The sequence below is a fragment of the Enterobacter sp. genome (assembly GCF_977039595.1).
The window spans coordinates 74,694-98,858 of record NZ_CDRQYH010000005.1 but is presented as its reverse complement, the minus strand read 5'-3'; the positions used below and the strand labels follow the sequence as shown (position 1 = coordinate 98,858).

Here is a 24,165-nt window from a genome sequence, read left to right as displayed (position 1 = left end):
CCTTTTCAGTCAGGGAGTTGCTATGTCTGCCAGACATCCGGTTATTGCCGTTACGGGATCGAGTGGTGCGGGAACCACCACCACAAGCCTCGCATTTCGCAAGATTTTCGCCCAGCTGAATCTCCGTGCGGCGGAGGTCGAGGGCGACAGCTTTCACCGCTACACGCGTCCGGAAATGGACATGGCCATCCGTAAGGCGCGCGATCTGGGTAAACACATCAGCTACTTCGGCCCGGAGGCCAACGACTTCGGCCTGCTGGAACAAACCTTTATCGAGTACGGTCAGAGCGGCAAAGGGCAGTCCCGCAAGTATCTGCATACCTATGATGAAGCCGTTCCCTGGAATCAGGTGCCGGGAACTTTTACCCCATGGCAACCGCTGCCGGAACCCACTGACGTCCTGTTTTACGAAGGATTACACGGCGGCGTGGTCACCCCGCAACACGACGTGGCGCGCCACGTGGACCTGCTGGTCGGTGTGGTCCCTATCGTGAACCTGGAGTGGATCCAGAAGCTGACGCGCGACATGAGCGAACGTGGCCATTCGCGAGAGGCGGTAATGGACTCGGTGGTACGCTCCATGGAAGATTACATCAACTTCCTGACGCCGCAGTTCTCCCGCACCCATATCAACTTCCAGCGCGTGCCGACGGTGGATACCTCCAACCCGTTTGCCGCCAAAAGTATCCCATCCCTGGATGAGAGCTTTGTGGTGATTCATTTCCGCAATCTCGAAGGCATTGATTACCCCTGGCTACTGGCCATGCTGCAGGGCTCGTTTATTTCGCACATGAATACACTGGTCGTACCGGGCGGAAAAATGGGGCTGGCGATGGAGCTCATCATGACGCCGCTGGTGGAGCGACTGATGGAAGGGAAACAGATTGCGTGAGCATGTTCCCTCTCCCTGTGGGAGAGGGTTAGGGTGAGGGCATCAACACGCACGATGCCCCATCAATCAAGCCTCGATCACTTCATACGAATGCGTGATTTTTACCGCTTTCTCCAGCATTAACGCTACAGAGCAGTACTTCTCCGCAGACAGGTCCACCGCACGTGAAACCGCCGCATCTTTCAGTTCTTTACCCGTGACCACAAAGTGCAGGTTAATATGAGTGAACAGACGTGGCGCCTCTTCACGACGTTCTGAGGTGAGTTTAACCTCACAATCCGTCACGTCATGACGACCTTTTTGCAGAATCGACACCACGTCAATGGCGCTGCATCCGCCTGCCGCCATCAGCACCATTTCCATTGGGCTTGGCGCTTTATCGCCGGAGTTACCGTCCATTAAAATCTGGTGCCCTGACGCGGACTCGCCCAGGAACGTTAAACCTTCAACCCATTTCACGCGCGCTTGCATATTCTTAAACTCCAACGTTGCATTTTTGGTGACAGATTACGCGTGCGTTACATTTCTCGCAATGGAAGGCGACCTGCATCATGCTGAAGCGAGACACCAGGAGACACGCGGCGAAAGCTATGCTAAAACACTCTGGATGCTACAGTAATACATTGACGTTACACATGTATGCAGAGGACATCAAACTTTACTGGCTGCGAAACGTTACGGTAGCCGACTTCCCAGGGTATGGGTAAGAATTCGATTGCAACCCCAGAGTCCGGATGCATCTGATGACTCTGGTGACAGCTTATAACAGAGGATAACAGCGCATGGTGCTTGGCAAACCGCAAACAGACCCGACTCTCGAATGGTTCTTGTCTCATTGCCACATTCATAAGTACCCATCTAAGAGCACGCTGATTCACCAGGGTGAAAAAGCGGAAACGTTGTATTACATCGTTAAAGGCTCGGTGGCAGTGCTGATCAAAGATGAAGAAGGGAAAGAGATGATCCTTTCTTATCTGAACCAGGGCGATTTCATCGGTGAACTGGGCCTGTTTGAAGAGGGCCAGGAACGTAGCGCCTGGGTTCGAGCAAAGACAGCATGTGAAGTGGCTGAAATTTCTTACAAGAAGTTCCGTCAGCTGATTCAGGTTAACCCTGACATCCTGATGCGTCTTTCTTCCCAGATGGCGCGCCGTCTGCAGGTCACCTCAGAGAAAGTGGGTAACCTCGCCTTCCTGGACGTTACCGGCCGTATCGCGCAGACCCTGCTGAACCTGGCGAAACAGCCAGACGCCATGACCCACCCGGACGGCATGCAAATTAAAATTACCCGTCAGGAAATTGGTCAGATCGTCGGTTGCTCCCGTGAAACAGTGGGCCGTATCCTGAAAATGCTGGAAGATCAAAACCTGATCTCCGCCCACGGTAAAACCATCGTGGTCTACGGAACGCGTTAATTCCGCTTAAACGGCGTGCCATCGCCAGGTGTCACGCCGTTTTTGTCTCTATTCCCCATGTGGCGCAGGCTGATCTATCACCCGGAAGTTAACTACGCACTGCGACAAACGCTGGTGTTGTGTCTTCCTGTGGCCATAGGTCTGATCCTCGGACATCTTCAGCAGGGCCTGCTGTTTTCCCTCGTGCCCGCCTGCTGCAACATCGCCGGTCTGGACACGCCGCATAAGCGCTTTTTCAAACGCCTGATCGTTGGCGGCTGCCTGTTTGCGGGCTGTAGCCTCGCCGTACAGCTTTTACTGGCTCGTGATATCCCGCTGCCGCTGATCCTGACCGTGCTGGCGATGACCCTCGGCGTCACGGCGGAAATCAGTTCGCTGCACGCTCGCCTGCTTCCCGCGTCGCTGATTGCGGCCATCTTCACGCTGAGTCTCGCCGGGAATATGCCGGTGTGGGAGCCGCTGCTGATCTACGCTCTGGGGACGCTGTGGTACGGGCTGTTTAACTGGTTTTGGTTCTGGCTGTGGCGGGAACAGCCGCTGCGCGAATCCCTGAGCCTGCTCTATGTGCAGCTTGCGGATTACTGCGAGGCCAAATACACCCTGCTCACTCAGCATACCGATCCGGAAAAATCCTTACCGCCGCTGCTGACGCGCCAGCAGAAGGTGGTGGATCTCATAAGCCAGTGCTATCAGCAGCTACACATGCTCACCGCCAACAAGAATCACGAATACAAACGGCTGCTGCGCACCTTCCAGGTCGGGCTCGATCTGCAGGAACATATCTCCGTTAGCCTTCATCATCCGCAGGAGGTGCAAAAGCTGGTCGAGCGCAGCCACGCCGAAGCGGTGATCCGCTGGAACGCGCAGTCCGTCTCCGCACGCCTGCGGGTGCTGGCCGATGATATTCTCTATCACCGCTACCCCACGCGCTTTAACATGGATAAACAGCTCGGCGCGCTGGAGAAAATCGCCCGCCAGCATCCGGATAACCCGGTCGGACAGTTTGCCGCCTGGCACTTCAGCCGCATCGCCCGGGTGTTGCGCACCCAGCGTCCGCTTTATCCACGAGACCTGATGGCGGATAAGCAAAAACGGCTGCCGTTATTGCCCGCGCTCAAAAGCTATCTTTCTTTTAAATCTTCCGCCCTGCGCAACGCCGCAAGGATTAGCGTGATGCTCAGTACCGCCAGCCTGATGGGCATGGCGCTGCATCTGCCGAAGCCCTACTGGATCTTAATGACCGTGCTGTTTGTCACCCAGAACGGCTACGGTGCCACGCGGGTGCGTATTCTGCACCGGGCGGGCGGCACCATGGCCGGACTGATCATTGCGGGCGTGACGCTGCACTTCCACGTGCCGGAAGGCTATACCCTTGCAGGGATGCTGGCGATCACGCTGGTGAGCTATCTAATTATCCGCAAAAACTACGGCTGGGCGATGGTGGGCTTTACGGTGACGGCGGTATATACCCTGCAGCTGCTTACGCTCAATGGCGAACAGTTTATTGTCGCCAGGCTGATTGATACTCTGATCGGCTGCCTGATTGCCTTTGGCGGCATGGTCTGGCTCTGGCCGCAATGGCAGAGCGGGCTGCTGAGACAGAACGCCCACGACGCGCTGGAGGCCGACCAGCAGGCCATTCGCCTGATCCTGAGCGACGACCCGCAGCCGTCCCCGCTGGCGTATCAGCGCATGAAGGTCAACCAGGCGCACAACGCCCTTTTCAACTCGCTCAACCAGGCGATGCAGGAGCCAGGCTTTAACTCGCACTATCTTGCCGATATGAAGCTCTGGGTGACGCACAGCCAGTTTATCGTCGAGCACATTAACGCCATGACCACGCTGGCGCGCGAGCACACGATGCTGACGCCGGACCTGGCGCAGCGCTATCTGCAGTCATGTGAAATTGCGTTGCAGAGGTGCCAGCAGCGCCTGGAGTATGACGCGCCGGGCGAGTCGGGAGACTCAAACATTCTGGAAGCGCCGGAGACGTTGACCCACGGGCCAATGAGCACGCTGGAGCAGCACTTGCAGCGCGTGCTGGGGCATCTGAACACCATGCACACCATTTCGTCGGTGGCATGGCGTCAGCGTCCGCATCACGGCATTTGGTTAACGCGCCGGTTGAAACGAACCGAATATTAGCCTTTAACGATCTTCGCAACCGCCGCGGCAAAGCGGGTTAACCCGTCTTCAATATCCTTATCCTCCACCACCAGCGACGGCGCAAAGCGCATCACGTCCGGCCCGGCGTTGAGCACCATCACCCCTTCGCGAGCGGCGGCGTGCAGAAAGTCGCGCGCGCGGCCCTTGTACCGCGGCTTCAGCTCGGCGCCAATCAGCAGCCCCATCCCGCGGATCTTGCTGAACACGTCGTACTGCTCATCAATCTTTTTCAGGTGCTTCACAAACAGCTCGCGCTTCGCGCTAACGCCGTTCAACACCTTTGGCGTGTTGATGATGTCGAATGCGGCACCCGCCACGGCGCTGGCCAGCGGGTTACCGCCGTAGGTGGAGCCGTGAGAACCGACGTGGAACGCAGAGGCGATCTCCTGTGTCGTCAGTACCGCACTCACCGGGAAACCACCGCCAAGCGCTTTGGCACTGGTCAGAATATCCGGCGTCACGCCGTAGTGCATATAAGCGAACAGATCGCCGGTACGCCCCATCCCGCACTGCACTTCATCAAAGACCAGCAGCGCCTGATGCTCGTCGCACAGCGCGCGCAGCCCTTTCAGGAATTCCGGGGTTGCCGCAGTCACGCCGCCTTCACCCTGGATCGGCTCGACAACAACTGCGCAGGTGTGGTCGTCCATCACCGCTTTCACCGCGTGCAGATCGTTAAACGGCACGTGGACGATATCGGCCGGTTTTGGGCCAAACCCGTCGGAATACTTCGGCTGGCCGCCAACAGAGACGGTAAAGAAGGAGCGTCCGTGGAAGGCGTTGTGGAAGGCGATGATTTTGGTTTTATACGGGCTGTGGCGCGTTGTCGCGTAGTAGCGCGCCAGCTTAAAGGCAGTTTCGTTGGCTTCAGTGCCAGAGTTCATAAACAGCACGCGTTCCGCGAAGGTCGCATCAATGATCTTGCGGCCCAGGCGCAGCGCCGGTTCGTTGGTGAACACGTTGCTGGTGTGCCACAGGGTTTCGCCCTGGGTTTTCAGCGCCTCCACCAGCGCGGGATGGCAATGACCCAGCGCCGTGACCGCAATACCACCCGCGAAATCCACATACTCTTTACCCTGCTGATCCCAGACGCGGCTGCCTTTTCCCTTCACCGGGATAAATTCAGCCGGTGCATAAATCGGCAGGATCACTTCATCAAATGTCGCGCGGGTAATTGCTGGTTGTTCAGTTGCCATGTCATGACCATCCATTTTATGTCACAGTGATTGTGAAAATATAATCACAAAATATGCATAAAAAATCACAGCAAGGCAACAGATATTCAGCGATGGAGGAAATTTGCCAGCAGCGCGTGCCCCTGCTCGCTGAGGATACTTTCCGGGTGGAACTGCACGCCTTCGAGATCCCATTCGCGGTGGCGAATCCCCATGATCTCCTGCGTATCGCTCCAGGCGGTCACCTCAAAGCAGTCGGGCAGCGTCGACGGGTCAATGACCAGGGAATGGTAGCGCGTCACGGTTAACGGATTATTGAGCCCCGTAAACACCCCGGTGCCGGCGTGGGTGACCGGAGAGGTTTTACCGTGCATCACTTTCACGGCGCGCACGATGGTGGCACCAAACGCCTGGGCAATTGCCTGATGCCCCAGGCAGACGCCCAGGATTGGCAGCTTGCCGGCATAGTGCTGGATAACCTCCAGCGAAATACCCGATTCCGACGGAGTGCAGGGGCCGGGTGAAATCACTATTTTCTGCGGCGCCAGCGTCTCGATATCGGCGAGAGCGATCTCGTCGTTACGGCGGACAACCACCTCTGCACCCAGTTCACAAAAATACTGGTAAAGGTTCCAGGTGAAGGAATCGTAGTTATCAATCAGCAGAATCATGGCGGCTCCCGAAAAAAATGCCGCCCTATTCTACTCAGATTCCCGCGCTTCGCTCACTACTTTGGCAAAGATTGCGTTTAACGCGGTTAAATCTCCCGTTGCGCCACTTCGGTTAGCCGCAACCCACTGCTCGGGGTCGATATCACGCCAGTCCAGCGAGTAGCCCGCGTGGAGCGACAGCTGCTCAAAGAAAACGCGTTGGGCAATACCGTTGCCACGCATAAACGGATGCAGCATGTTGATTTCGCAGTAGTAGTGGCTAACTCTGTCAACAAACGCAGCTTTCTCAAGACCCACAAGATACTTTTCGCTTTCCAGCGCCGCCATCAGCTCGTTCCCCATCTTTTCGATGTACTCAAAATGGCAGAAGGGAATGTCACCTTTAAAAATATCCTCGGTACGGAGCTCACCTGCCCGCTTCATCTCACTGCGGTACAGATGACGATGAATAAGGCACAGATGGGGTAGCCCGGGCGCGGAAGGCCCAAGCTCCAGCGTCTCAATATGGGGTTCTGAGGGACCATTACCTTTTTCAAGGAGACAACTGGCCTGTAAATTGACGTTACGCTGCTGTTCCCAGAGACGGGATTTTTGCTTGTCGGTGAGTTTTTTCACTTAACGCCTCCCTGAATAGTCCGTTTGCCACAAGTATAAGCAGCAAAACGCGCTTTCGCAGGGAGGGCTACATAACGCGGGCCGGAGAAGCCCGCGCTCAGAAGAGTTACGGCAGAACTTTGGCGGAGAGGATAACCACTGGTTTTGACGGGACATTCTGATACGGACCGACGTCGTGAGTAGGCACCTGAGAAATCTTGTCAGCCACGTCCATCCCTTTCACGATTTTACCAAAGACCGCATAGCCAAAGTCGCGCTGACCGTGGTCGAGGAAGGCGTTATCCGCTACGTTGAGGAAGAACTGGCTGGTCGCGCTGTCTTTGTCCGCGGTACGCGCCATTGAGATGGTGCCGCGCTTGTTCAGCAGGCCGTTGTCCGCTTCGTTTTTAATTGGCGGGTTTGGCTGTTTCTGCTGCATTTGCTCGTTGAAACCGCCACCCTGAATCATGAAGCCTGGGATCACGCGGTGGAATGTGGTGTTGTTGTAGAAACCGCTGTTCACATAGTCGAGGAAGTTTTTCACGGAAACAGGGGCTTTCTGGCTATTCAGTTCCAGCTCAATATTCCCGGCGGAGGTGGTCAGCAGAACGTGAGGGTCCCCTTTTGCTGCCAGCGCAGCAGGGGAAACGGCAGAAAGAGCAAACACAGCTGCGACAGCCGCCAGTGTTGATTTGAGCATGAGAATTCCTTAACAAAGCGCAGTATAAAAAGCGAATGGCTTGATTCTAAAGAGCAGTATGAACGGAGACCAGCCTTTTACCTAATTTTACGAAGTTGAAACAATTATTACTACGCAAACGATTGGTTATGCCGCCAATTAATGTGATTTAGATCACACTAAAACCTGCAATGACACATTCATTGCCCTTAAAAGATGGGAATAGATCACTTTAACGACTAAAATCTGCCCGCTCTCAGCGCCCCCTGGGCGCTTTTCTTTTTCTGAACAGGCCAGACATGACTAACAGCAATCGCATCAAGCTCACATGGATCAGCTTCTTCTCCTACGCCCTGACCGGCGCGTTGGTGATCGTCACCGGGATGGTGATGGGGAATATCGCAGACTACTTCCATCTGCCCGTTTCCAGCATGAGTAACACCTTCACCTTCCTCAACGCGGGGATCCTGATCTCTATCTTCCTGAATGCCTGGCTGATGGAAATCGTCCCGCTGAAAACCCAGTTACGCTTTGGCTTTGTACTGATGGTCGCCGCCGTGGCGGGTCTGATGCTAAGCCACAGCATCGCCCTGTTCTCCGCCGCCATGTTCGTTCTCGGTCTGGTCAGCGGGATCACTATGTCGATTGGTACGTTCCTGATTACCCATATGTATGAAGGCCGCCAGCGCGGCGCGCGTCTGCTGTTTACCGACTCCTTCTTCAGCATGGCCGGGATGATTTTCCCAATGGTCGCGGCCGTTCTGCTGGCCCGCAGCATTGAGTGGTACTGGGTCTATGCCTGCATTGGTCTGGTCTACGTGGCGATCTTTATTCTGACCTTCGGCTGCGAGTTCCCGGTGCTGGGCAAAAAAGCGCAAACCACTGCAAAACCCGTCGCGAAAGAGAAATGGGGTATCGGCGTACTGTTCCTCTCCATCGCCGCCCTGTGCTACATCCTGGGCCAGCTGGGCTTTATCTCCTGGGTACCGGAATACGCCAAAGGTCTGGGTATGAGCCTGAACGATGCGGGTAAACTGGTGAGCGATTTCTGGATGTCTTACATGTTCGGCATGTGGGCGTTTAGCTTCATCCTGCGCTTCTTCGACCTGCAGCGCATTCTGACCGTGCTGGCGGGCCTGGCGACCGTGCTGATGTATCTGTTCATCAACGGCTCCCCGGAACATATGCCGTGGTTCATTCTGACCCTGGGCTTCTTCTCCAGCGCCATTTATACCTCGATCATTACCCTGGGCTCCCTGCAGACCAAAGTGGCCTCGCCGAAGCTGGTTAACTTCGTTCTGACCTGCGGCACCATCGGCACCATGCTGACCTTCGTGGTGACGGGCCCGATCGTTGCCCACAGCGGCCCGCTGGCCGCGCTGCACACCGCGAACGGTCTGTACGCCGTGGTGTTCATCATGTGCTTCGTTCTGGGCTTCGTGACCCGCCACCGCCAGCACAACGCGGTAGCGGCATCGCACTAAACCCTGCGCCCCTTTGCATTACGCAGAGGGGCTGTTTCTGGCAAAACTCACCTCTTCTCCTCCGGTATCCATCTGGATCCAGGTCTGCGCCAGCTGCGTGGTGGCAATAATTCGCCCCTGACGAATCGACCAGCGCACCGGCACCTGACAGCGCACCGCTTCAAACCCACTCTCAGCAGGCAAAATAATCAGGTTTGCCGGGTTTCCCGTAGCAATACCGTAATCGCTCAGGCCAAAGGTGCGGGCGCTGTTATGGGTAATCAGGTTCAGGCCGCTGTCGATTTGCGGATAGCCCATCATCTGGCAGACGTGCAGCCCCATATGCAGCACCTGCAGCATGTTGCCGGTGCCGAGCGGGTACCACGGATCGAAGACATCGTCATGACCAAAGCAGACGTTAATACCTGCTTCCTGCAGTTCTTTCACGCGGGTGATGCCGCGGCGCTTCGGATAGTCATCAAAGCGCCCCTGCAGGTGGATATTGACCAGCGGGTTAGCGACGAAGTTAATCCCCGACATCTTCAGCAGACGGAAGAGCCGCGAGGTGTAAGCGCCGTTGTAGGAGTGCATGGCGGTGGTATGGCTCGCCGTCACGCGCGGGCCGATGCCGGCCTCATACGCCAGCGCTGCCACCGTCTCGACAAACCGCGACTGCTCGTCGTCGATTTCATCGCAGTGGATATCCAGCGGACGGTCATACTTCTTCGCCAGTTCAAAAGCGATATGCAGCGACTGTACGCCATACTCGCGGGTGAACTCGAAGTGTGGGATCGCCCCCACCACGTCGGCGCCCAGCTTTAACGCCTCTTCCAGCAGCGCCGCGCCGTTCGGGTAAGAGAGAATCCCTTCCTGCGGAAACGCAACGATTTGCAGCGTTACCCACGGGGCCACCTCCTGCTTCACCTCCAGCATCGCCTTCAGGGCGGTAAGCGTCGGGTCGGAGACATCCACATGGGTTCGGACAAACTGGATGCCGTTAGCGATTTGCCACTTCAGCGTTTTCCAGGCGCGCGCTTTCACGTCGTCATGGCTGAGCAACGCCTTGCGCTCCGCCCAGCGCTCAATACCCTCAAACAGCGTGCCGGACTGGTTCCAGTTCGGCTCGCCCGCCGTCTGGGTCGTATCAAGATGGATATGCGGCTCAATGAACGGCGGGATAGCCAGCCCACCGCGCGCATTCAATACTTCATAACTTTCGGCGTGGGTGTCGTCCATCGGGGTGATGTCACCAAATCGCCCGTTCTCAATGGCGAGCTGCCACAGCCCTTCCCGACCCGGTAAACGAACATTCTGAACAAGCCATAACGGTGTTGTAGACATACCCTTCCCCTAAAAAACGCCGCTGATTTTCAGGCGTATCGATTTTGGCAAAACCATCTCCTGATTTGTACACAAATTCAACGAGCACGAAAAGCCTGCGATTTCCGACACTTATAAAAATCCTGACAAATCAGTCGCATACCACCTAAGGAGTAGGCTAAGACGTATTTGATTTGCATCAATAAGCGCCCCTGCTGAATCGTTAAGGTAGGCAATAATAGAAAAGAAATCGAGGCAATAATGAGCAAACTCAGACTCGCTATCATCGGTAACGGCATGGTCGGCCACCGCTTTATTGAGGATCTTCTCGATAAGGCCGATGCTGAGCAGTTCGATATTACCGTGTTCTGTGAAGAACCCCGCAAGGCGTACGACCGTGTGCACCTGTCTTCCTACTTCTCCCATCATACCGCCGAAGAGCTCTCTCTGGTGCGTGAAGGTTTCTACGAGAAGCATGGCGTAAAAGTGCTGGTGGGCGAACGCGCTATCACCATCAACCGTCAGGAAAAAGTGATCCACTCCAGCGCCGGGCGTACGGTTTTTTACGACAAGCTGATCATGGCGACGGGCTCCTATCCGTGGATCCCGCCAATTAAAGGCTCGGAAACTCAGGATTGCTTCGTCTACCGTACCATTGAAGACCTTAACGCCATCGAATCCTGCGCGCGTCGAAGCAAACGCGGCGCGGTGGTGGGCGGCGGCCTGCTGGGTCTGGAAGCGGCAGGCGCGCTGAAAAACCTCGGCGTTGAAACCCACGTCATCGAATTTGCCCCGATGCTGATGGCAGAACAGCTCGACCACATGGGCGGTGACCAGCTGCGTCGTAAAATCGAAAGCATGGGCGTGAAGGTTCACACCAGCAAGAACACCAAAGAGATCGTTCAGGAAGGGACTGAAGCGCGCAAAACCATGCGCTTTGCCGACGGCAGCGAGCTGGAAGTAGACTTCATCGTCTTCTCCACCGGTATTCGTCCGCGCGACAAGCTGGCGACCCAGTGCGGTCTTGCCGTGGCGCAGCGCGGCGGGATCATGATTAACGACACCTGCCAGACCTCCGATCCGGATATCTACGCGATTGGCGAATGCGCCAGCTGGAACAACCGCGTATACGGTCTGGTGGCGCCCGGCTACAAAATGGCGCAGGTCGCAGTGGACCATATCCTCGGCAGCGAAAACGCCTTTACCGGCGCAGACATGAGCGCCAAGCTGAAGCTGCTGGGCGTAGATGTCGGCGGTATTGGCGATGCGCACGGCCGCACCCCGAATTCCCGCAGCTATGTCTATCTCGACGAAAGCAAAGAGGTCTACAAACGACTCATCGTCAGTCAGGACAACAAAACCCTGCTCGGCGCGGTGCTGGTGGGCGACACCAGCGACTTCGGCAATCTGCTCCAGCTGGTGCTCAACGCCATCGAACTGCCGGAAAACCCGGACGCGCTGATCCTTCCGGCTCATGCCTCCAGCGGCAAGCCGTCAATCGGCGTGGATAAACTGCCGGACAGCGCGCAGATTTGCTCCTGCTTCGACGTCACCAAAGGCATGCTGATCTCCGCCATCAACAAAGGCTGCCACACCGTTGCGGCCCTGAAAGCCGAAACCAAAGCCGGTACCGGCTGCGGCGGCTGTATTCCGCTGGTCACTCAGGTGCTGAACGCCGAACTGGCAAAACAGGGCATCGAAGTGAACAACAACCTGTGCGAGCACTTCGCGTATTCTCGCCAGGAGCTGTATCACCTGATCCGCGTGGAGGGCATTAAGTCCTTCGACGAACTGCTGGCGAAGCACGGCCAGGGCTACGGCTGCGAAGTCTGTAAACCGACCGTCGGCTCCCTGCTGGCCTCCTGCTGGAACGAGTACGTGCTCAAGCCCGAGCATACGCCGCTGCAGGACACCAACGACAATTTCCTGGCCAACATCCAGAAAGACGGCACCTACTCCGTGATTCCACGTTCCGCCGGCGGCGAAATCACGCCGGAAGGGCTGGTCGCGGTGGGCCGTATCGCACGTGAATTTAACCTCTACACCAAAATTACCGGCTCCCAGCGTATCGGCCTGTTTGGCGCGCAGAAGGACGACCTGCCGGAAATCTGGCGTCAGCTGATTGAAGCGGGCTTCGAAACCGGCCACGCGTACGCCAAAGCGCTGCGTATGGCGAAAACCTGCGTGGGCAGCACCTGGTGCCGCTACGGCGTCGGCGACAGCGTGGGCTTCGGCGTTGAGCTGGAAAACCGCTACAAAGGCATCCGTACCCCGCACAAAATGAAGTTTGGCGTCTCCGGCTGCACCCGCGAATGTGCGGAAGCGCAGGGTAAAGACGTGGGTATTATTGCCACCGAGAAAGGCTGGAACCTCTATGTGTGCGGCAACGGCGGGATGAAACCGCGCCATGCGGACCTGCTGGCGGCGGATCTTGATCGCGACACGCTGATTCAGTATCTCGACCGATTCATGATGTTCTATATCCGCACCGCCGATAAGCTGACCCGTACCGCTTCCTGGCTCGATAACCTGGAAGGCGGCATCGACTACCTTAAATCAGTCATTATCGACGACAAGCTGGGCCTGAACGAGCATCTGGAAGCCGAGATGGACCGCCTGCGCGAGGCGGTGATCTGCGAATGGACGGAAACCGTCAACACCCCGGCGGCGCAGACGCGCTTCAAACACTTCATAAATAGCACCCAGCGCGACCCGAACGTGCAGGTAGTGCAGGAGCGTGAACAGCATCGTCCGGCGACACCGTATGAACGCATTCCGGTTACGCTGGTGGAGGAAAACGCATGAGCCAGTGGGTAAACATCTGCAATATTAACGACATTCTCCCCGCAACCGGCGTCTGTGCGCTGCTGGGCAACGAGCAGGTGGCGATTTTTCGCCCTCGCCACGATGAACAGGTCTTTGCTATCAGCAACATCGACCCGTTCTTCGAGGCCAGCGTGCTCTCCCGCGGACTGATTGCCGAGCATCAGGGTGAACTGTGGGTCGCCAGCCCGTTGAAAAAGCAGCGTTTCCGCTTAACCGACGGACTCTGCATGGAGGATGAAAGCTTCTCGGTCAAACACTACGACGTCCGCGTGAAGGACGGCGAGGTGCAGCTGAAAGCGTAACCCCTCGCCTTTTCAATAGGAAAGGCTTATGACCCCTTATGGGTAACGGCAGGAAAAACCGTATGTTCTGTACGATTCCTGCTGTTATCCTGACGTCAATTCTTCCCCCGCCATGAATGCTGTGAGGTAACGTCGTGGATCACCTGCCGATTTTTTGTCAATTACGCAACCGCGACTGCCTGCTCGTGGGCGGCGGCGATGTGGCTGAACGCAAAGCGCGCCTGCTGTTAGAGGCTGGCGCCCGACTGACCGTTAACGCCATTGCCTTCGCCCCACAGTTTGAGGTCTGGGCTCAGGAAGGGATGCTCACGCTGGAACAGGGAGAGTTTGATGAGTCCCTGCTGGATACCTGCTGGCTGACCATTGCAGCGACGGATGACGATGAAGTGAACCAGCGCGTGAGCGATGCCTGCGAAGCGCGCAGAATTTTCTGCAACGTGGTGGATGCGCCGAAAGAGGCCAGCTTCATCATGCCGTCGATTATCGACCGCTCGCCGCTGATGATAGCCGTATCGTCCGGCGGACGCTCCCCGGTTCTCGCCCGCCTGCTGCGGGAAAAGCTGGAAGCCCTGCTGCCGCAGCATCTTGGTCAGATTGCGCATTACGCCGGGCAGCTCCGCTCCCGCGTGAAGCAAACCTTTTCGACCGTGGGCGAGCGTCGTCGCTTCTGGGAAAAATTCTTTGTGAACGACAGGCTGGCGCAGTCGCTGGCGAATCAGGACACCAAAGCCGTTGAAGAGACCACCGAACAGCTGCTGAACGAGCCGTTGGATCACCGCGGTGAAGTGGTGCTGGTGGGCGCAGGCCCCGGCGATGCGGGCTTGCTGACGCTAAAAGGGCTACAGCAGATCCAGCAGGCCGATACCGTGGTTTACGACCGTCTGGTCTCCGATGACATCATGAACCTGGTGCGCCGCGATGCCGACCGCGTCTTCGTGGGCAAACGGGCGGGCTACCACTGCGTGCCGCAGGAGGAGATTAACCAGATCCTTCTGCGCGAGGCGCAGAAAGGTAAACGCGTGGTGCGCCTTAAGGGTGGCGATCCGTTTATCTTTGGTCGCGGCGGCGAGGAGCTGGAAACTCTCTGTGACGCGGATATTCCCTTCTCCGTCGTGCCGGGCATTACGGCGGCATCCGGCTGTTCAGCGTACTCTGGCATTCCGCTGACCCACCGCGACTACGCCCAAAGCGTGCGTCTGGTGACGGGGCATCTTAAAACCGGCAGCGAGCTGGACTGGCATAACCTGGCCGCTGAAAAGCAGACGCTGGTGTTCTACATGGGGCTAAACCAGGCAGCCACGATTCAGGCGAAGCTGCTGGAGCACGGTATGAATGCAGATATGCCCGTCGCGCTGGTCGAAAACGGCACCGCCATTACGCAGCGCGTGGTGGATGGCGTGCTGACGCAGCTAGGCGAGCTGGCGCAGCAGGTCGAAAGCCCGGCGCTGATCGTGGTGGGCCGCGTGGTTGAGCTGCGCGATAAGCTGAACTGGTTCTCGAATCACTAACGCATATTCTTCCTTTCCGGAGTAGTCCCTATGCGGACTACTCCGCTCTTACTGCTGTCGATAACATACTGCCCCGAAGTGGAACTTTCCCCTTTATTCCCTTGATATACATCTAACTTTCGTTTTTAAGACAAGGAATGCGTATGTTCAAACTGGCAAAGGCCGCCGTTTTGGTTGGCCTGTTATCGACTCTGACTGCCTGTACCGGTCATGTACAGAACACCAAAAATAACTGCAGCTACGATTACCTGCTGCACCCGGCGATCTCCATTTCGAAGATCATCGGTGGTTGCGGTCCGGCGGCACAGCAGTAAGCGTTTTACAGGCGTAAAAAAACCGGGATGTCCCGGTTTTTTGTTTAGGGAAGTGCGGCCTGATGCCCTCACCCTGACCCTCTCCCACAGGGAGAGGGTACAAACCCTAAAAACGGTAACGCTGTTACGGTTTCGCGACAAATCCAATCGCTTCATACACCGCTTTCAGGGTTTCGGACGCGCGGGCGCTGGCTTTTTCCGCGCCCTCTTTCATCACTTTCTGCAGGAAAGCTTCGTCGTTACGGTAGCGGTGATAACGCTCCTGCAGCTCAGTAAGCATGCCGGAAACGGCATCTGCCACTTCGCCTTTCAGGTGGCCGTACATCTTGCCTTCGAAGTGTTTTTCCAGCTCAGGGATGCTCTGACCGGTCACACCGGAGAGGATATCGAGCAGGTTGGAGACGCCCGCTTTGTTCTGCACGTCGTAGCGCACAACAGGCGGCTCGTCGGAGTCCGTGACCGCGCGCTTGAGTTTTTTCACCACCGATTTTGGATCTTCCAGCAGGCCGATAACGTTATTGCGGTTATCGTCAGACTTGGACATCTTCTTGGTCGGCTCAAGCAGCGACATGACGCGCGCGCCGGACTTCGGAATGAATGGCTCAGGTACTTTAAACACATCGCCATAGATCGCGTTAAAGCGCTGGGCGATGTCACGGCTCAGCTCCAGGTGCTGCTTCTGGTCTTCACCCACCGGCACCTGGTTGGTTTGATACAGCAGGATGTCTGCCGCCATCAGCACCGGATAGTCGAACAGTCCGGCGTTGATGTTTTCAGAGTAGCGGGCAGATTTATCCTTGAACTGCGTCATGCGGCTCAGTTCGCCGAAATAGGTGTAGCAATTCAGCGCCCAGCCCAGCTGCGCGTGCTCCGGCACGTGGGACTGAACGAAAATGGTGCTCTTCTCAGGATCGATGCCGCAGGCCAGGTACAGCGCCAGGGTGTCCAGCGTGGCTTTGCGCAGCTTCTCAGGATCCTGACGCGCGGTAATCGCATGGAGATCGACGATGCAGTAAATGCAATGGTACTCATCCTGCATGCTGACCCACTGACGTAGCGCACCCATGTAGTTACCAATGGTCAATTCACCTGAAGGCTGTGCGCCACTAAAAACGATGGGCTTAGTCATTGTTCAATTCCTGATTTTCACTGTGCGAAAGCCCGAGAGCGGGCAACAAATCTTTGAAGTGGTCGAAAACAACGTCCGGCTCACTCAGCGTGATGGCTTCACCGTAGTTGTAGCCATAGGTTAACCCCACGGAAGGACATCCAGCCGCGCGGGCAGCCAGAATATCATTGCGGGAATCGCCGACAAAGAGCAGCTCCGCAGGCGTTAAGGATAATTTTCCTGCCACTAGCAGCAGCGGTTCCGGATGGGGCTTTTTGTTTTGCACGTCGTCGCCGCCCACAATCACGGAGAAATACTTCGCGATATCGAGCGCTTCCAGCAGAGGTGCGACAAAAGGTGTCGGTTTGTTGGTCACCAGTCCCAGCGGAATGCCCTTCGCGGACAGCGCGCTCAGCGTTTCCTGAACGTCCGGGAACAGGAAGCTGCCCTCTTCGACCGTCTCTTCATAGAAACGATCGAACAGTTTGCGCAGAATACGCAGCTGCTCTTCCTGCGGGATATCCGCGTGATCGACGCTCGGTTTACCCTGGGCGGAACGCTGTGACGCACGCTCCTGACGCGCCCACGTCAACGCGCGCTCCATCAGAACATCGGCCCCGTTGCCAATCCACGTGACGACACGCTCTTCACCCGCAACGGGGAGTTCAAGCGCGTACAGCGCCTGGTCTACGGCGCTCGTTAAGCCCGGCGCGCTGTCGACCAGCGTGCCGTCGAGGTCAAATGCGATACCCCGAATTGCCTGCAATTTATCCATGACTTACCTTCGCCAGCTCGCGGCGCATTTCATCAATGACTTTTTTGTAATCCGGTTGGTCGAAAATGGCTGAACCGGCAACGAACATATCCGCACCTGCCGCCGCAATTTCACCAATGTTATTCACTTTCACACCGCCGTCCACTTCCAGACGAATATCGTAACCTGACTCATCAATGCGACGGCGTACTTCACGCAGCTTATCCAGCGTGTGGGGGATAAACGACTGACCGCCAAAGCCCGGGTTAACGGACATCAGCAGGATCACGTCCAGTTTATCCATGACATAATCGAGATAGCTCAGCGGCGTGGCCGGGTTAAACACCAGGCCCGCTTTACAACCGTTCTCTTTGATCAGCTGCAGCGTGCGGTCTACGTGTTCAGAGGCTTCCGGATGGAAAGTGATGATGCTGGCACCCGCTGCGGCGAAGTCAGGCACGATGCGATCAACAGGCTTCACCATAAGATGAACGTCGATCGGGGCGGTAATGCCGTAGTTACGTAATGCTTTGAGCACCATTGGGCCAATGGTCAGATTAGGGACGTAGTGGTTGTCCATAACGTCGAAATGGACAACATCTGCACCAGCCGCGAGAGCTTTGGCAGTGTCTTCACCCAGGCGGGCAAAATCGGCCGACAGAATTGAGGGAGCAATCAAAAACTGTTTCATCCGCTTCTCCTTGAAATGTGTTTACCGGCGGGCAAAACGGCTCAGGGGCGATAAAGAGCCAGAAGTTCGTCCACCTTTTTACGCGTGCCGCCGTTGCTGCTAATGCTACGCCGCACCTTAACCTGAAAATGCTTCGCGGCTTTGTACCATTCGCGCGTATCAGGCGTGTCGTGATTTGAAATTAACACCGGAATTCTTTTGCTGACCAGCTTTTCCGCCATCTCAGCCAGACGAGCCTGTTCGGCCGGGCTGAAGCTGTTGGTGTGATAAGCGGTGAAATTCGCCGTTGCAGACAATGGTGCGTAAGGCGGATCACAGTAAACCACCGAGTTTACGCCTGCCAGCTCCATACACTCTTCATAGGAGAGGCAATGAAACTCAGCGTTCTGCGCTTTTTCGGCAAAGTGATACAGCTCGTCCTGCGGGAAATACGGGCGCTTATAGCGACCAAACGGCACGTTAAATTCCCCACGAAGATTATACCGGCACAGGCCGTTGTAACCATGACGGTTGAGATAGAGGAATAGCAGCGCTCTACGGAATGGATCCTGGCTCTGATTAAACTCCGCGCGGAACTGATAGTAGACGTCAGGGGTGTTGTTCTCTGGCGTAAACAGTTTGCGCGCCTCTGCGACATACTCTTCGGTGCGCAGCTTAACGATGTTATAGAGGCTGATAAGATCGTTGTTGATATCCGCCAGGATATAACGAGAAAAATCGGTGTTGAGGAACACCGATCCTGCACCCACGAAAGGCTCGATTAGACACTCGCCTTCAGGCAGGTGCTTTTTAATATCATCGAGCAGGGGGTATTTTCCCCCTGCCCATTTCAGAAAAGCGCGATTTTTTTTCATGCTGACTAACTGATTACACCTTCTCCGGCTGTGGAGAAAGCTCCGACAGCATCCTGCGCTTTAAACATTACTTCAGATCGGCCTGAACCTGATGAATCGGCTTCGCCCAGGGGTTTTTCGCCTGAACATCCGCTGGCAGTGCCGCAACGGCACGTTTTGCTTCATCTTTGGACGAATAAACACCGCTCACCAGCACATACCAGGGCTGACCGTTACGGGTCGTCTGATAAACAACATAGTTTTTCAGATTTGATTTCTTCGCCCAGCTGTTGAGGTTGTCATAGTTAGACGAACTGCTCAGCTGCAGCGTGTAGTTGCTGGATGGCGCAGACTTTAGCGAACCAACGTTACCTGCCGTTTTGCCTGCGGCGCTGCTGGAGGCTGTTGCCGTGGCAGCTGGAGCCGTTGCTGCAGGCGCAGCTGTGGCAGCCGGTGCTGTTGTGGTCGCCGTTGCTTTCGGCGCCGTCTGCGTGACTGGCGCTTTCGCAGGCTCGCTCACCGCCGCGGTTTCAGTATGTTTCGACTGTGCCGGTACGGCTTTCACTTCAGGCGCTTTGACTACTGACTGAGGTTTGGTTTCACGCTTAGGCTCAATCACCGCCTGCTTACGTTCAGGACGTGTCGCAGTTTGTTGCGTCTGGCGCGGTTTGGTTTCCGTCGCAGCCGTTTGTGGCTGGGCGTTACCACCGCGAATCGGGGCAACGGTTGCCGGCTCGGTTGGCAGCGTGGAGTTAACCACGACGTTATCAACCTGCTGCTGGTTCTGCGGCTGCGTCAGCGCATTGTTCAGGTCTCCCTGAACTTCTACGCGCTGCTGACCTTCAGGCGTAGCAGGTGCCTGGCCCTGAGCAGGGGTTGAAGAAACGGGCGGCAGAGAAACATCCTGCGGCGCTGTAGTGTTGCCTGCGGTCTGCTCTGCAGAAGTCGCACCCGGTGCAGGCTGAGCACCATTCGCCTGATTGGTCGCATCGTTACCGGACAGGTTGATGCTCTTCTCAGCGGAAGCCGTTTGCTCGGTTGAGTTCGTTGACGGCGCTTTAAGCGCGGAGCCAATGCCGACAATCAGCAGCACAAGCACCAGAACGCCAAGGCCCATCATGATGTACTGGCGGGAAGCCGGTTTCGGCGCAGCGGCTTTTTTACGTTTACGCGGGCGACGCTCTACAGGCTGTTCGTCCATTGAATCTTCTTCGGACTCATAATCCTCTTCTGCTCGCTCTTCGTGCGCGTTGCGGCTGCGCGAAGGGCGACGATCGTCTGCATCCAGATCAACATCGTCAAAGTTGATCTGCGGCTCGTTATCACGTTCTGAAGATTGACGAGAACGACCAGTACGACGATCGCTGGGATCGGGTTTCAGCTCGTCTTCTGGTTTGAATTCATCCATTTAACACCCCACTCAAAGGCTTATGCCAACGACTTTGCATTTCACCTGAAGCTAAACGACCACCTGCGACAGTGGCCTGACCTTTCTAGTTGTTACGCCTGCTGACAATCAGCGATAGCGCCAAGAACGACATCGTGCGGCACTCCGCCGCGCACTTCACTCTTCCCTATTGCAAGCGGGAGTACAAGACGCATCTCACCTGCCAATACTTTTTTATCGCGCATCATGTGGGGTAAATACGCTTGCGCCGACATCTCCTGCGGCCCGGTCACCGGCAAACCTGCACGTTCAAGCAGCGCAATGATACGTGCCGTCTCTTCCGGTTTGAACTGTCCGAGGCGTTCAGAGGTGCGGGCTGCCATGACCATTCCGGCCGCGACGGCTTCACCGTGCAGCCAGTTGCCGTAACCCATTTCGGCTTCAATCGCGTGACCAAACGTATGCCCAAGATTCAGTAAAGCACGTAAGCCCGTTTCACGCTCGTCTGCAGCGACAACTTCTGCTTTCAGCTCACAGCAACGACGAATGCAGTATGCCAGTTTAGCCTCATCCAGGCCCAGCAACGCATCCATATTCTCTTCAAGCCAGACAAAGAACTCGCCATCCAGAATAATGCCGTATTTGATCACTTCCGCCAGACCCGAAGCCAGTTCGCGCTTCGGCAGGGTTTTCAGACAGTCGAGATCCACCACCACCGATGCAGGCTGGTAGAACGCGCCAATCATGTTTTTGCCGAGCGGATGGTTGACTGCCGTTTTGCCACCCACAGAGGAGTCGACCTGGGACAGCAACGTGGTTGGGATTTGAATAAAACGGACGCCGCGCTGATAGCTTGCGGCCGCAAAGCCGGTCAGATCGCCCACAACACCGCCGCCCAGGGCAAGCAGTGTTGTATCGCGACCGTGCGGTTTTTGCAGCAATGCGGTAAAGACGGTATCCAGTACCGTCAGGCTTTTATACTGCTCGCCATCGGGGAGAATCACACTGTCGACTTTTACGCCCGCCTGCTCAAGCAGATGGCGTACGCGGTCGAGATAAAGCGGAGCCAGCGTCTCATTGGTGACCAGCATCGCCTGATCACCCGCTTTCAGTGGTAAAAAGGAAGCTGGGTCGTTAAACAAACCAGCCGCGATGGTGATAGGGTAACTACGTTCCCCGAGAGTAACTGTAATCCTCTCCATGACGCGACATCCACCTTTAATGCTTTTACCCGCAGGCGAGTGTATATAAAGCCAGAATCAGTTGCTTTCCAGCATATGAATAATCTGGTTTGCAACCACTTTAGCGCTCTGGTCGTCAGTACGAATGGTCACATCGGCAATCTCTTCATACAGCGGATTGCGTTCATCGGCCAATGCTTCCAGAACTTCGCGTGGTGGCGTTTCAACCTGCAGCAGCGGGCGCTTTTTATCGCGCTGCGTACGTGCCAGCTGTTTCTCGATAGTCGTCTCAAGATAGACCACTACGCCACGGGCGGAGAGACGGTTACGGGTTTCGCGAGATTTCACAGAACCGCCGCCTGTTGCCAGAACGATGCCCTGTTTTTCCGTGAGTTCGTTGATCACTTTTTCTTCTCGGTCACGGAAACCTTCTTCGCCTTCTACATCGAAAACCCAGCCCACATCAGCTCCGGTTCGTTTCTCAATCTCTTGATCAGAATCGTAAAATTCCATATTGAGTTGTTGAGCTAACTGACGCCCAATAGTGCTTTTGCCGGCACCCATAGGCCCAACCAGAAAGATATTGCGTTTCTCTGCCATTTTATCGGTACTACTAAGACTATTCGTTAATGGTAATCCCCGCTTCGCAGACACCCAGCGTAGCAGGACATGAACTGAAACCTCATATGCAATAGAGCGAGAGTCAGACTAAAAATTATCTCAATACTCCGGCTTGTTTGGCAACTGATTAAATCACCGCGTCGGGCGCATAAGGTAATAAGACGTAAGTCCAACTCAAATCGGTACTCCTTGTATGCTAATTCATGCCCCACGTCAAACATCTGCAACAAACTGAATGCAAAATCATTGCGGGGATCGTTACCCGTCAGCGAATACCGACCAGACGTGGCGTAATAAACACCACTAACTCGCGCCGTTCATTATCCTTACCATCGTGACGAAAAAGCTGCCCAAGCCAGGGGATTTTCCCGAGCCCGGGCACGCTGTCACTGCCGGTTTTGTTTTTCTGCGAAAAAATTCCGCCCAACGCCAGCGTTTCTCCACTTTTTACCTCCACCTGGGTTTCAATCTCCTGTTTGTCGATCGCCAGCGTTTCGCCGTCAGCCTGCTGCAGAACCTGTCCCGGCATATTTTCACTAATATGCAATTTCAGGCGCACGCGCCCCCCCGGCAATACCACCGGCGTGACCTCCATGCCTAATACCGCCTCCTTAAACTCAACTGAGGTCGCCCCGCTTTCACCGCTTGAGACCTGATACGGGATCTCACTCCCCTGCTTGATGCTGGCTGGTTGCATATGCGAGGCCAGAAGCCTCGGGCTGGCGATAATATCGACCTGCTGTTTTTGCTCCAGCGCAGAGAGTTCCAGATCAAGCAGCCGACCATTGATCCGTCCGATGTTAAAACCCACGTGGCTGGTGGCGCTGGCAACGGAAAGATCGCTGCCAAGCGTGGTGAGCTGTCCAACTTTGCCCGCGTCGGTGGCGTCGGCGAGATTCCACTTCACCCCTAGCTCGCGCAGGCTTTTTTCATTAATGGTCACAATGTGCGCCGCCAGCTCGACCTGTTCGACGGGAATATCCATCTGGGCGGCCCAGCGCTGTAGAGTCTCCACCACCGTCTGGTTATCCCGAATCAGCAGCCGGTTGGTACGCGTGTCGACGGATAAACTCCCCTTTGGACTCAGGAGTTTTTCCGCGGCTTTCTGCAGCTCTCCGGCATCGGCATAGGAAAAAGCGATGCTGTGAGACACCAGCGGCGCATCAAGCTGTCTTCGGGCCCGCTCCTGTTCCGAGCGTTCCTGCTGTTCACGCTGCCAGGCCGCGGTATACACATAAAAAATGCCGCCCTCCTCTCGCAAAACGAGGCCAGCGCTGGCGACAACCGTCTGTAATGCCTGTCGCCAGGGGACGCGCTTCAGGTTGAGCGAAAGCGTGCCGCCGACATCAGGCGATATCACAAGATTTCTATTCTCCTGGGCAACCAGACTCTGTAGTACCTGGGCTACAGGAACGTCATCCACCACCAGCGTGACCGGTTTTGGCGCGGCGGCCCACAGCGGATGGCTGAACGCCAGCAGCCACAGCATTATCCGTAAATTCATTCTTATCCTTTCCTTCTCGTTGCCACGTCCATTTTCCTGGTTCACATGTGTCACCCACATCAACAACCAGATCCGTTTCATTGATGGTTGTTATCGTCCAGCCTTCCGGAAAGCGCTCATGCGTTTTCAGCCGATACCAGCGCTTTTGCCCATCCTGTAAAATACCGATAGCCTGCTGTCCACCCACCATGCCGCGATAGTGCCACTGCGCCAGCTCGGCAATGGCGCAGGGATCGTCCGGCGGGTGAAAGGGATCGCGCATACCGGTCAGTAGCAGCGCAGAGCAAACCAGCAAACATCGCGTGCTATTTCGCATGTTCTAGCTCCAGCCGCAGGCGCAACGCTGTGCCATGTGGTGTAATCGCGAAAGCGGCGATCTGCACATCCCGCTGCGCCAGCCGGGAAAAAAGCGCCGGGATAGCCTGCCACTCTACCTCCAGCATCAGTTCTCCTCCGTTCTGTAGCGGCTTCCAGTGAACGAGCTTCTCGTCATCGCCCTGAAAATCGAGCGGGGAGAACGGCGTCTTCTCCAGTGCTTCCGTTATTTTCGGACGAAACGGCGTCTTTCTGACGGCAGACCATAACGCTGCATTCGTCCTCACGTCCTGAATCCGCTGGCGTTGTCGTTCGGCACTCTGCCCGTCTACCGGTCTGAGCATGGTGCCCCACGCTGCCAGTCCAGCCAGGAGGCTCGCCAGAAACCAGAAGAGCACCCGATTCCAGGGACGGCTTTCGCACCAGCGTTCTAACAGGGTATCCAC

24 protein-coding genes are annotated in these 24,165 nt (G+C 56.1%); 8 read left to right on the top strand and 16 right to left on the bottom strand.

Annotated elements, in window-relative coordinates; translation table 11 throughout:
• Positions 1 to 22: 22 nt before the first annotated feature.
• Positions 23 to 892, top strand: a complete 870-nt coding sequence (locus tag ACWYRJ_RS03250) for a phosphoribulokinase (RefSeq protein WP_008503017.1) — start codon at positions 23 to 25, stop codon at positions 890 to 892.
• Between the two features lie 66 nt (positions 893 to 958).
• On the opposite strand, the gene ACWYRJ_RS03245 is transcribed toward ACWYRJ_RS03250, so the two are convergent.
• On the bottom strand, positions 959 to 1,363 hold the full coding sequence (locus tag ACWYRJ_RS03245; protein ID WP_008503018.1) for an OsmC family protein: 405 nt from the start codon (positions 1,361 to 1,363) through the stop codon (positions 959 to 961).
• A gap of 311 nt (positions 1,364 to 1,674) precedes the next feature.
• On the opposite strand from ACWYRJ_RS03245, the gene crp reads away from it, so the two are divergent.
• The gene (crp, locus tag ACWYRJ_RS03240; protein WP_000242758.1) at positions 1,675 to 2,307 is read left to right on the top strand and encodes a cAMP-activated global transcriptional regulator CRP; all 633 of its coding nucleotides are present in this window, start codon (positions 1,675 to 1,677) and stop codon (positions 2,305 to 2,307) included.
• Between the two features lie 57 nt (positions 2,308 to 2,364).
• On the top strand, positions 2,365 to 4,452 hold the full coding sequence (locus tag ACWYRJ_RS03235; RefSeq protein WP_149367192.1) for a YccS/YhfK family putative transporter: 2,088 nt from the start codon (positions 2,365 to 2,367) through the stop codon (positions 4,450 to 4,452).
• On the opposite strand, the gene argD is transcribed toward ACWYRJ_RS03235, so the two are convergent.
• The 4 genes from argD to ppiA form a co-directional block, all read right to left on the bottom strand.
• The gene (gene argD / locus ACWYRJ_RS03230) at positions 4,449 to 5,669 is read right to left on the bottom strand and encodes a bifunctional acetylornithine/succinyldiaminopimelate transaminase (protein WP_455507403.1); all 1,221 of its coding nucleotides are present in this window, start codon (positions 5,667 to 5,669) and stop codon (positions 4,449 to 4,451) included. The two genes, ACWYRJ_RS03235 and argD, sit on opposite strands and share 4 nt — an antisense overlap.
• Before the next feature lie 86 nt (positions 5,670 to 5,755).
• The gene (gene pabA / locus ACWYRJ_RS03225) at positions 5,756 to 6,319 is read right to left on the bottom strand and encodes an aminodeoxychorismate synthase component 2 (RefSeq protein ID WP_111963783.1); all 564 of its coding nucleotides are present in this window, start codon (positions 6,317 to 6,319) and stop codon (positions 5,756 to 5,758) included.
• 30 nt (positions 6,320 to 6,349) lie between these two features.
• Positions 6,350 to 6,934 (bottom strand): putative adenosine monophosphate-protein transferase Fic, encoded by a 585-nt coding sequence (locus ACWYRJ_RS03220; RefSeq protein WP_149367139.1) that lies wholly within the window; start codon positions 6,932 to 6,934, stop codon positions 6,350 to 6,352.
• A 106-nt stretch (positions 6,935 to 7,040) separates the two neighbouring features.
• Entirely contained in the window at positions 7,041 to 7,613 is a 573-nt protein-coding gene (gene ppiA, locus ACWYRJ_RS03215) for a peptidylprolyl isomerase A (RefSeq protein WP_014885514.1), read from the bottom strand.
• Positions 7,614 to 7,891: 278 nt separating this feature from the next.
• Between ppiA and tsgA the strand changes: the two genes are divergently transcribed.
• Positions 7,892 to 9,076: an MFS transporter TsgA gene (gene tsgA, locus ACWYRJ_RS03210; RefSeq protein WP_111963781.1), complete on the top strand. Its 1,185-nt coding sequence runs from the start codon at positions 7,892 to 7,894 to the stop codon at positions 9,074 to 9,076.
• Between the two features lie 18 nt (positions 9,077 to 9,094).
• Here the strand turns inward: tsgA and ACWYRJ_RS03205 are convergent, their stop codons facing one another.
• On the bottom strand, positions 9,095 to 10,396 hold the full coding sequence (locus tag ACWYRJ_RS03205; protein WP_127732468.1) for a cytosine deaminase: 1,302 nt from the start codon (positions 10,394 to 10,396) through the stop codon (positions 9,095 to 9,097).
• A 240-nt stretch (positions 10,397 to 10,636) separates the two neighbouring features.
• Here ACWYRJ_RS03205 and nirB point away from each other — a divergent pair, with 240 nt between their 5' ends.
• The 4 genes from nirB to ACWYRJ_RS03185 all read left to right on the top strand — a co-directional run bounded on the left by nirB (position 10,637) and on the right by ACWYRJ_RS03185 (position 15,325).
• Positions 10,637 to 13,180 carry a nitrite reductase large subunit NirB gene (nirB, locus tag ACWYRJ_RS03200; protein WP_455507402.1) on the top strand — a complete coding sequence of 848 codons (2,544 nt, stop codon included), beginning with the start codon at positions 10,637 to 10,639 and terminating at the stop codon, positions 13,178 to 13,180.
• Positions 13,177 to 13,503 carry a nitrite reductase small subunit NirD gene (nirD, locus tag ACWYRJ_RS03195; protein WP_008503027.1) on the top strand — a complete coding sequence of 109 codons (327 nt, stop codon included), beginning with the start codon at positions 13,177 to 13,179 and terminating at the stop codon, positions 13,501 to 13,503. The genes nirB and nirD overlap by 4 nt, the downstream gene beginning before the upstream one ends.
• Before the next feature lie 134 nt (positions 13,504 to 13,637).
• Entirely contained in the window at positions 13,638 to 15,011 is a 1,374-nt protein-coding gene (gene cysG / locus ACWYRJ_RS03190; protein ID WP_455507401.1) for a siroheme synthase CysG, read from the top strand.
• A 143-nt stretch (positions 15,012 to 15,154) separates the two neighbouring features.
• Positions 15,155 to 15,325: a YhfL family protein gene (locus ACWYRJ_RS03185; RefSeq protein WP_008503029.1), complete on the top strand. Its 171-nt coding sequence runs from the start codon at positions 15,155 to 15,157 to the stop codon at positions 15,323 to 15,325.
• A gap of 124 nt (positions 15,326 to 15,449) precedes the next feature.
• On the opposite strand, the gene trpS is transcribed toward ACWYRJ_RS03185, so the two are convergent.
• The 10 genes from trpS to ACWYRJ_RS03135 form a co-directional block, all read right to left on the bottom strand.
• The gene (gene trpS / locus ACWYRJ_RS03180) at positions 15,450 to 16,454 is read right to left on the bottom strand and encodes a tryptophan--tRNA ligase (RefSeq protein WP_111963776.1); all 1,005 of its coding nucleotides are present in this window, start codon (positions 16,452 to 16,454) and stop codon (positions 15,450 to 15,452) included.
• Positions 16,447 to 17,208, bottom strand: coding sequence for a phosphoglycolate phosphatase (gene gph, locus ACWYRJ_RS03175; RefSeq protein ID WP_111963775.1), 762 nt, complete (start codon positions 17,206 to 17,208; stop codon positions 16,447 to 16,449). The genes trpS and gph overlap by 8 nt, the downstream gene beginning before the upstream one ends.
• Positions 17,201 to 17,878, bottom strand: a complete 678-nt coding sequence (rpe, locus tag ACWYRJ_RS03170) for a ribulose-phosphate 3-epimerase (RefSeq protein ID WP_024907923.1) — start codon at positions 17,876 to 17,878, stop codon at positions 17,201 to 17,203. Before rpe ends, gph begins: the two co-directional genes overlap by 8 nt.
• 41 nt (positions 17,879 to 17,919) lie before the next feature.
• Positions 17,920 to 18,732 (bottom strand): adenine-specific DNA-methyltransferase, encoded by an 813-nt coding sequence (dam, locus tag ACWYRJ_RS03165; protein ID WP_111963774.1) that lies wholly within the window; start codon positions 18,730 to 18,732, stop codon positions 17,920 to 17,922.
• A 67-nt stretch (positions 18,733 to 18,799) separates the two neighbouring features.
• Complete coding sequence (damX, locus tag ACWYRJ_RS03160) at positions 18,800 to 20,119, bottom strand: cell division protein DamX (RefSeq protein ID WP_249576292.1); 1,320 nt, start codon at positions 20,117 to 20,119, stop codon at positions 18,800 to 18,802.
• Positions 20,120 to 20,211: 92 nt separating this feature from the next.
• Positions 20,212 to 21,300: a 3-dehydroquinate synthase gene (gene aroB, locus ACWYRJ_RS03155; protein WP_111963772.1), complete on the bottom strand. Its 1,089-nt coding sequence runs from the start codon at positions 21,298 to 21,300 to the stop codon at positions 20,212 to 20,214.
• Between the two features lie 57 nt (positions 21,301 to 21,357).
• Positions 21,358 to 21,879 (bottom strand): shikimate kinase AroK, encoded by a 522-nt coding sequence (aroK, locus tag ACWYRJ_RS03150; RefSeq protein WP_003861630.1) that lies wholly within the window; start codon positions 21,877 to 21,879, stop codon positions 21,358 to 21,360.
• A gap of 286 nt (positions 21,880 to 22,165) precedes the next feature.
• Positions 22,166 to 23,404, bottom strand: coding sequence for a DNA uptake porin HofQ (hofQ, locus tag ACWYRJ_RS03145; protein WP_111963771.1), 1,239 nt, complete (start codon positions 23,402 to 23,404; stop codon positions 22,166 to 22,168).
• Positions 23,316 to 23,720: a HofP DNA utilization family protein gene (locus ACWYRJ_RS03140; RefSeq protein ID WP_149367144.1), complete on the bottom strand. Its 405-nt coding sequence runs from the start codon at positions 23,718 to 23,720 to the stop codon at positions 23,316 to 23,318. Before ACWYRJ_RS03140 ends, hofQ begins: the two co-directional genes overlap by 89 nt.
• Positions 23,710 to 24,165 (bottom strand): HofO family protein, encoded by a 456-nt coding sequence (locus ACWYRJ_RS03135; protein ID WP_223580638.1) that lies wholly within the window; start codon positions 24,163 to 24,165, stop codon positions 23,710 to 23,712. The genes ACWYRJ_RS03140 and ACWYRJ_RS03135 overlap by 11 nt, the downstream gene beginning before the upstream one ends.

Coding starts and splice junctions, on each gene's coding strand:
- ACWYRJ_RS03235 (WP_149367192.1), top strand. CDS start 2,365: ATGTGGCGCAGGCTGATCTATCACCCGGAAGTTAACTACGCACTGCGA.
- ACWYRJ_RS03250 (WP_008503017.1), top strand. CDS start 23: ATGTCTGCCAGACATCCGGTTATTGCCGTTACGGGATCGAGTGGTGCG.
- crp (WP_000242758.1), top strand. CDS start 1,675: ATGGTGCTTGGCAAACCGCAAACAGACCCGACTCTCGAATGGTTCTTG.
- aroK (WP_003861630.1), bottom strand. CDS start 21,879: ATGGCAGAGAAACGCAATATCTTTCTGGTTGGGCCTATGGGTGCCGGC.
- hofQ (WP_111963771.1), bottom strand. CDS start 23,404: ATGAATTTACGGATAATGCTGTGGCTGCTGGCGTTCAGCCATCCGCTG.
- nirD (WP_008503027.1), top strand. CDS start 13,177: ATGAGCCAGTGGGTAAACATCTGCAATATTAACGACATTCTCCCCGCA.
- trpS (WP_111963776.1), bottom strand. CDS start 16,454: ATGACTAAGCCCATCGTTTTTAGTGGCGCACAGCCTTCAGGTGAATTG.
- rpe (WP_024907923.1), bottom strand. CDS start 17,878: ATGAAACAGTTTTTGATTGCTCCCTCAATTCTGTCGGCCGATTTTGCC.
- dam (WP_111963774.1), bottom strand. CDS start 18,732: ATGAAAAAAAATCGCGCTTTTCTGAAATGGGCAGGGGGAAAATACCCC.
- aroB (WP_111963772.1), bottom strand. CDS start 21,300: ATGGAGAGGATTACAGTTACTCTCGGGGAACGTAGTTACCCTATCACC.
- gph (WP_111963775.1), bottom strand. CDS start 17,208: ATGGATAAATTGCAGGCAATTCGGGGTATCGCATTTGACCTCGACGGC.
- damX (WP_249576292.1), bottom strand. CDS start 20,119: ATGGATGAATTCAAACCAGAAGACGAGCTGAAACCCGATCCCAGCGAT.
- tsgA (WP_111963781.1), top strand. CDS start 7,892: ATGACTAACAGCAATCGCATCAAGCTCACATGGATCAGCTTCTTCTCC.
- argD (WP_455507403.1), bottom strand. CDS start 5,669: ATGGCAACTGAACAACCAGCAATTACCCGCGCGACATTTGATGAAGTG.
- ACWYRJ_RS03140 (WP_149367144.1), bottom strand. CDS start 23,720: ATGCGAAATAGCACGCGATGTTTGCTGGTTTGCTCTGCGCTGCTACTG.
- nirB (WP_455507402.1), top strand. CDS start 10,637: ATGAGCAAACTCAGACTCGCTATCATCGGTAACGGCATGGTCGGCCAC.
- pabA (WP_111963783.1), bottom strand. CDS start 6,319: ATGATTCTGCTGATTGATAACTACGATTCCTTCACCTGGAACCTTTAC.
- ACWYRJ_RS03205 (WP_127732468.1), bottom strand. CDS start 10,396: ATGTCTACAACACCGTTATGGCTTGTTCAGAATGTTCGTTTACCGGGT.
- ppiA (WP_014885514.1), bottom strand. CDS start 7,613: ATGCTCAAATCAACACTGGCGGCTGTCGCAGCTGTGTTTGCTCTTTCT.
- ACWYRJ_RS03245 (WP_008503018.1), bottom strand. CDS start 1,363: ATGCAAGCGCGCGTGAAATGGGTTGAAGGTTTAACGTTCCTGGGCGAG.
- ACWYRJ_RS03185 (WP_008503029.1), top strand. CDS start 15,155: ATGTTCAAACTGGCAAAGGCCGCCGTTTTGGTTGGCCTGTTATCGACT.